Annotated in this window: 7 protein-coding genes; 3 read left to right on the top strand and 4 right to left on the bottom strand. The window is 62.0% G+C overall.

Annotated elements, in window-relative coordinates:
• Positions 1-77: 77 nt before the first annotated feature.
• The 4 genes from ABR948_RS11135 to ABR948_RS11120 form a co-directional block, all read right to left on the bottom strand.
• Positions 78-806, bottom strand: a complete 729-nt coding sequence (locus ABR948_RS11135; protein ID WP_428117155.1) for a sulfite exporter TauE/SafE family protein — start codon at positions 804-806, stop codon at positions 78-80.
• 149 nt (positions 807-955) lie between these two features.
• The gene (locus tag ABR948_RS11130; protein WP_428117152.1) at positions 956-3118 is read right to left on the bottom strand and encodes a carboxypeptidase-like regulatory domain-containing protein; all 2163 of its coding nucleotides are present in this window, start codon (positions 3116-3118) and stop codon (positions 956-958) included.
• Between the two features lie 622 nt (positions 3119-3740).
• Entirely contained in the window at positions 3741-4013 is a 273-nt protein-coding gene (locus ABR948_RS11125) for a hypothetical protein (protein ID WP_428117149.1), read from the bottom strand.
• 209 nt (positions 4014-4222) lie between these two features.
• Positions 4223-4486 carry a hypothetical protein gene (locus tag ABR948_RS11120; protein WP_428117146.1) on the bottom strand — a complete coding sequence of 88 codons (264 nt, stop codon included), beginning with the start codon at positions 4484-4486 and terminating at the stop codon, positions 4223-4225.
• Between the two features lie 190 nt (positions 4487-4676).
• On the opposite strand from ABR948_RS11120, the gene ABR948_RS11115 reads away from it, so the two are divergent.
• The 3 genes from ABR948_RS11115 (at position 4677) to ABR948_RS11105 (ending at position 6145) form a co-directional block, all read left to right on the top strand.
• Entirely contained in the window at positions 4677-5483 is an 807-nt protein-coding gene (locus ABR948_RS11115; RefSeq protein WP_428117143.1) for a transglutaminase-like domain-containing protein, read from the top strand.
• Entirely contained in the window at positions 5483-5671 is a 189-nt protein-coding gene (locus ABR948_RS11110; protein ID WP_428117141.1) for a hypothetical protein, read from the top strand. The genes ABR948_RS11115 and ABR948_RS11110 overlap by 1 nt, the downstream gene beginning before the upstream one ends.
• A gap of 192 nt (positions 5672-5863) precedes the next feature.
• Positions 5864-6145, top strand: coding sequence for a hypothetical protein (locus tag ABR948_RS11105; protein WP_428117138.1), 282 nt, complete (start codon positions 5864-5866; stop codon positions 6143-6145).
• Positions 6146-6160 lie beyond the last annotated feature (15 nt).

Below are 6160 nucleotides of genomic sequence, written 5' to 3'. Positions count from 1 at the left end.
CAGCGGTTATAGGCCGCGCCGCAGTTCTGGCAGACAAAGGAGAGGGTGTTTTTGGCCATCGGGGAGTGAGTCGCGCTTCAAGGTGATTGCGTCGCATTCCATAGCATGGAAAGCCCCGCCGCGAGCATGATCCCGTCCATCGCCAGCCGAAACACGTCCGGTGCCATCCGAAGCACGAACCGCTTGGCGATGAAGGCGCCGAACATCAGCGAGGAGCCGGCGATCACGCCCTGCAGCGCCACATCCGGTGTCAGCGCGCCGAAGCGCTGAAACACCACCGATTTGCTCAAATAGAGCCCGAGCGAGCTGGCCGCTTCGGTGGCGAGAAACGCGCCCTTGGTGAGGCCGTAAAACAGAAACAACGGCACGCTGAGCGGCCCGGTGGAAACCACGATGCCGGTGATGTAGCCGATCACGGCGCCGCCGATCGCCAGATGCCAGAGCGAGAATTTAAGATCATGCCGGGCGAGCCAGTGCCGCGCCGGCACCATCGCGATCAGAAACAGGCCGATCGAAATATCCACCGCGTGCGACGGCAGCGCCAGCAGCGTGCGTGCGCCCAGCGCCGCGGCGGGAATTCCGGGGATCGAATAGGCGGCACAGGCGCGCCAGTCGACATCGCGCCACCAGGCCAGGATACGCGACAGGTTGGCCATCACCGCGGCGATCGCCATGATCGGCACGGCCTGCTTCGGTCCGTATTGATAGACAAGCACCGGCATCAGCATGATCGACGAGCCGGTGCCGACAATGCCGCTGATGGTGCCGGCGACCAGCCCGACCGCGAGCACGAAGAGGAAATTCAAGGGATCAGGTCTCCTGCGAATCCGGGCCGGGGTTGCTTATGGGGAAGGCCCGAAATGCAGTCAACAAAGCAACGGGACGTATGCCGGCGCGGGCCTTCGCTCCGCACGAGGCTAACGTGCGGAGCTGGACGGCAACGAAGCCGCGAGCGTCAGTGCGCCAGCGGGTCGGGCCGCATCTGGACCTTGAAGACTTTTGGATAGGCCTCGATACCGCCTTCGCTGTGGAAGTTCGCGCGGGTGCCCGAGGTGGTCCAGATGCCGCGACCCTTCCAGCCGGCCGACGGGTCGTCGATCCGGCCGTCAACATTCTTGGTGAAGAAGCCCTGCGGATAGGGCATTCGCAGATTGACGAATTCGCCCTTCACCAGCGCCATCAACGACTCGGCGCCGTTGGTGCAGGCGATCGGCACATTGGCGCCGAGGCCGAGAACGTTGTAGCGATCGACCCAGACGTAATAAGCATGGTTGGCGCTGCCCTTGGGGTCCAATCCCCTGAACTGCGGGCCGGGCAGCCGATAGAGCTTCCATCCCTCCGGGCACTGCTTGCCATCCGCCGTGGTCGGGCCGTTGAGCGGTCCCTTGCACAGCGTGCGATCGAAGCTCGCGAGGTGACCGCTCGAGAGAACGGTCCAGACCACGCCGTCCAATCCAATATCGATACCGCGCGGGCCGAATGTCCCCTCCGGCGGCTGGTAGGCTTCGACCAGGGCGGTATTGGTCGGATCAGGCCCCGGCATCACCCGGACGATGTAGCCGGGCTGATCGACGCGCGAGAAGCCGCGGTCCATCGCCTGTCCCCAGATCGAGTCGTCCACCGGGCTCGGCATGATGCCGTAGAACGACGCCATGATCCGCTTGTCCTTGGTCGGATCCACTGGGTCCTTGGCGCCCACGAACTCGTCGCGCTTGCCATTGCCATTGGTGTCGATGACCAGCGGAGTCCAGCCCTGCGCGGCAACACCGTCCCCGGTCTCGCGGAATTGTTTGGTGTTGAGCCAACCGACGATGCCGCCACCTAGTCCCGGGCCGCCTGCGCTCATCCACAGCGTCTCGTTGGCATCGTGCGCGAAATAAAGGTGATGGGATGTGAAGCAGGTATTGATCAGGTCCCATTTGCCGGTCGCGGGATCGAAGCGCGACAGCTGGCGCAGCGACGTCGCCTGCGGCGAGACCTTCGCCGACGGAAGACTTGACCCCTGCTTGCAATAATCCGGATTTTCCGGCGGCCGCAGCCGCGCGGTGAACCAGAGCTTGCCGGCCCCGTCCATCATGACGTTATGGATGCTGGTGTGACCATCCCAAATGGCCTCGTCCCCCCAATAGGCCGACGGCCCGCGCGGGGCGTCCTCCGACGACGGGGTTTTCGGATCGAGGTAAGGTTCCTTGATGGTGGAGGCGACATTCTTGACGGGGTCAAGGGTCGGAATGAGATCGGTGCTTTCTTCCGGCGAGCCGTAGATCAGGCCGTTGGCGTTGACCGTCGGATTGCGTTTGTCGGTCGAGATCGCATCGTGCTGGTAATGCGTGGGCGATGCCCAGTCCCACATGGTGTAGACGACGTTGCGTTCAATGCCCTTGGGCCGCTCGGGCTTATCGAACGGCAGTTCGCCGGCCGCGATCTTGTCGGTCCATTTGGAAAAAAGATCGTAGACCTTTTCCGGCCCCATGCTGCCAAGCACGATCGCCATGTATTCCATGGCCTGACCAGCCTGGGTGCGAAGCGCCCATGCCGTGTGCGAGTCGGCGCCTTCCATGAATTGCTTGGGTATTTCGCGGATGCCGCGCGAGCCGATCGAATGGCACGACTGGCACATGTTCTTGACCGTATCCACCCACTGGGCCTGGGACTTCATGGTCTCCATGATCTTGTTGCCCTTGTCGCCAGTCCCGGGAAACTCTTGCGGTCCCGGAATCTCGAGCAGGGAGTACCAATACATCGCCGGATAGAGCTGTGCCGCCGCCGCCGCCGAAGGCGAAGGCCCGGCCTTGAAGTCGAGCAGCTTGCCGGGGCGGGCGTCCTGCTGCGCTGTGTCCTGCAGGCCGTAGCCGCGAACCCAGACCTTGTAGCTGGCATCCGGAAGATCCGGGATGACAAAGCGCCCCTGATCGTCGGTCACGACAATTTTGGCATATTTGGTCGGAAGGTCTTTCGTCTCCGCGATCACCCAGACGCCCGCTTCGGGTCCCTTGTCGCCGATCACCTGGCCGCCGATGTCGTGCGCCGAGACATCGACGCTTGCCGCCAGGACGGCGCTTGCTTGCAGCAGAGAGCTCACTCCAAGCAACACGGTTGCGATCTGTTTCAGATTCATTGTTCTTTTCCCAAAGGGTTATTTCAGGGTTATTTCGCCGCCCAGCAGTGCTCTTTGCCGCCGGACCTTGCCGGCCATCGCTCCAGGCGGGCGCGGGCACCGAGCCAACCGGAACTTATTCTCGCTTGATCTGACGACTTCGACAATTGAACGTCCACTTTCAGAGTGTCAAGGGCGCTCCGTTTGTGTTCTGGTTGGCGACGCCGCCACGCAACCTTAACCGGCCTGTTCTGACCGTTTGCCTCCCGCCAGGCGTGCAACGCCGGCGCTCGCGCAGTGGCCTGCTCGCAAGGGCAACGAATGCGGTGAGGGATGATGAGGTGAAGACGGACCTCGCAGCGAAGCGGATTTTTATACTGGAGCGCGATCGCTGTTGAAGTGGGCCACCTGATGAGGCGATCGCCTGTTCCGGCTCGTAGCCAGCGATTGCTCGCACGGTTTCTCGAACTGGAATGCGGCCGACGCCGAACACGGCGCTCGGCGCTGCGCCCTGAGTAAGCTTCAGGCGGAGGACGCATGCGCGTGAAACGCATCTCAAAAAAGGCGGCCTTGCGGCCGCCTTTTTTGACTCAGTGTGATGCTCTACCGACCTGTGTAGCTAACATCGTCGGCTGCGGCGGAACTAGAAGCCCGCTTGGTGGTGGCGCAACCGGTTGTTTTGCATGCAACGCCAGTCGTTACGGTCGTCCCATCCGCCTCGATCGCGCCAGGCGCTCCAGGCCATGTAATCCTCATCCTTGCTATAGGGATTTCCGGCCTCCCGGTTCAGGCACGTCTCGCTCTGGGCGAGCTGGGCGTAGCTGTCGGGATGGGCGATGACATGTTGCGCCATTGCAGGCCCCGCCAGCGCGGAAGAAAGGACGACGGCAGCGCCAAAAAGTATGAACTTCGTCATGGGATTCTCCTTTTCGCAATACGAAAAGCTAAGTGCGAGCCCCACGACGAACTCTACGCCGGCCCCGTGCAAACCCAACTAAAGAAATATTTATTCGGCTAAGGCTTCGGACACTATCGCGATCGTCTCGACGCGGGATGCAATGGAGGCTGGCCGCGTCAGCTCTCGCTGGAGAGAGATCCCTGTCGAGGTCGAGCGGTTCGTCACTGCTATGGGGCGCAGGCATCGATGCGCTGGGCATCCGCCAGATCGACCGAGCCGATGGAAATCATCTCCATGGTCGAGCTGCGTGGCGCCGCCGCCGGCACCATGATCATGGTGGCGACGCGGCGAAACGAGGCGAACGAAAGGCCTTCGATCATCTCCTCGTCGGTGACGACCTCGTAGGCGCCGGGCGGCAACAGGCGATCGACGCCCTTGATCCGGAATGGATGCTTGAAATGGACGGTTTCGTGTCGCGAGCGCACGGTCATATCGAGAGAACGGCGTTGGCGCGCTTCGCATCATGGGCATGTTCGTGCATCTGCGCAGGGTGCGCGCATTGAGCATCATAAGCCACCGCTTTCTCGCCGAATCCGGGCAATTGGCCAAATAGGTCTGCTGGCGACTTGTATTCGATGGCCCAGTAGCCATCTGCAAGGGGATGTCAGGAAGGTATTTCGAATGAAGATTCGTGTCGGATTCGAAATGCATTACGAATTTCCGCAACCGACGCCGATGATCATGGTGCTGGGTACGCACTTCACGCGCGCCTCCGACATCATCGTCCCTGACTATCTGACCACAAGCCCTTCCGTGCTGATCACGCCCTACCGCGACCTGTTCGGCAACTGGTGCAGCCGCATCGTCGCGCCGGCCGGTCAATTCCAACTTGCGGCCGACGGCGTGGTTCGCGACAGCGGCCAGCCGGATCCGGTGTTTGCGGGGGCCGCTCAACATGCGATCGAAGACCTGCCGGCCGACACGCTGATGTACTTGTTGGGCAGCCGCTACTGCGAAACCGACCGCTTGTCGGACATCGCTTGGCGCCTGTTCGAGAACACGATGCCGGGCTGGGCGCGGGTCCAGGCCATCTGCGACTTCGTTCATCATCATATTGCCTTCGGCTACGAACACGCCCGCGCGACCAAAACGGCGTGGGAGGTCTATGGTGAAGGCAAGGGCGTGTGTCGCGACTATGCCCATCTCGCCATTGCATTCTGCCGCTGCATGAACATTCCGGCGCGCTATTGCACCGGGTACCTCGGCGACATGGGGACATTGCCGCCTTACGGGCCGGGCGACTTTGCCGGCTGGTTCGAGGCCTATCTTGGCGGACGCTGGCACACTTTCGATCCGCGCAACAACGTGCCGCGGATCGGTCGTGTGCTGATCGCGCAGGGACGCGACGCCTCCGATGTCCCGATCACCCAGACTTTCGGTCCGAATACGCTGGTCAGCTTCAAGGTGTGGACCGACGAGGTCGCATGATGACGGATCATCCCGCCCTGAGTTCGGACGAATTCGATTCATTGCTGGAGGTCAGCCAGGGCGCCGCGCAGCGGGAAATCCCTCAATTGCACTGGGAGCGCCTGGTCGCGCTGGGCTACGCGGTGCGACGGCTCGGAGAGCTCGGGCTGACCGCGTCCGGCACGCGGCGTCTGGCAACAGGCAAGTAGAATTTCGGCGCGCATTAGCGGCGTCATGCTTGGTGTAGCCCTGTTGGTTAACACCCCGTCACCGCAAAACCGAAAATGCCCGCGGACTAGCGGGCCTGTCCTTAAAATTTAAAGCTCATTCTCGTTGAATTCGAGGATTGGAAAAAGGCGACGAAATCGGCGCCCCCCAGCCCGCAGACAACGAGTTGTACCATGCTAACGCGCAATTTCTTCGGGCCGTCTGATGCCGGCTTTCCGTGGCTCGCAGGCGCCATGCTGGCGTTCGAAGCCTGTGAAGTGATCCGTCTTCGTCTGACGAAATTCGCCGCCGCCGGCGAGGATGCCGAACGCGAAGCGCAACTGATGGTCAGCGAAAAAGTCGACGCGATGTTTGAGGCCGGCGCAAGCCTGATGGCGGGCGCCTCTGCTGCCGATATCGTCGGCCGCTACCGGGAGCATGTCGCGGCCAACGCCAGGCGTCTTTCGTCGATCTGATCAGGCGCGCAATAC

The organism is Bradyrhizobium sp. (genome assembly GCF_050014615.1).
Taxonomy (GTDB): domain Bacteria; phylum Pseudomonadota; class Alphaproteobacteria; order Rhizobiales; family Xanthobacteraceae; genus Bradyrhizobium.
The sequence above is the reverse complement of the archived record's forward strand: the minus strand, read 5'-3'. Positions and strand labels throughout refer to the sequence as shown.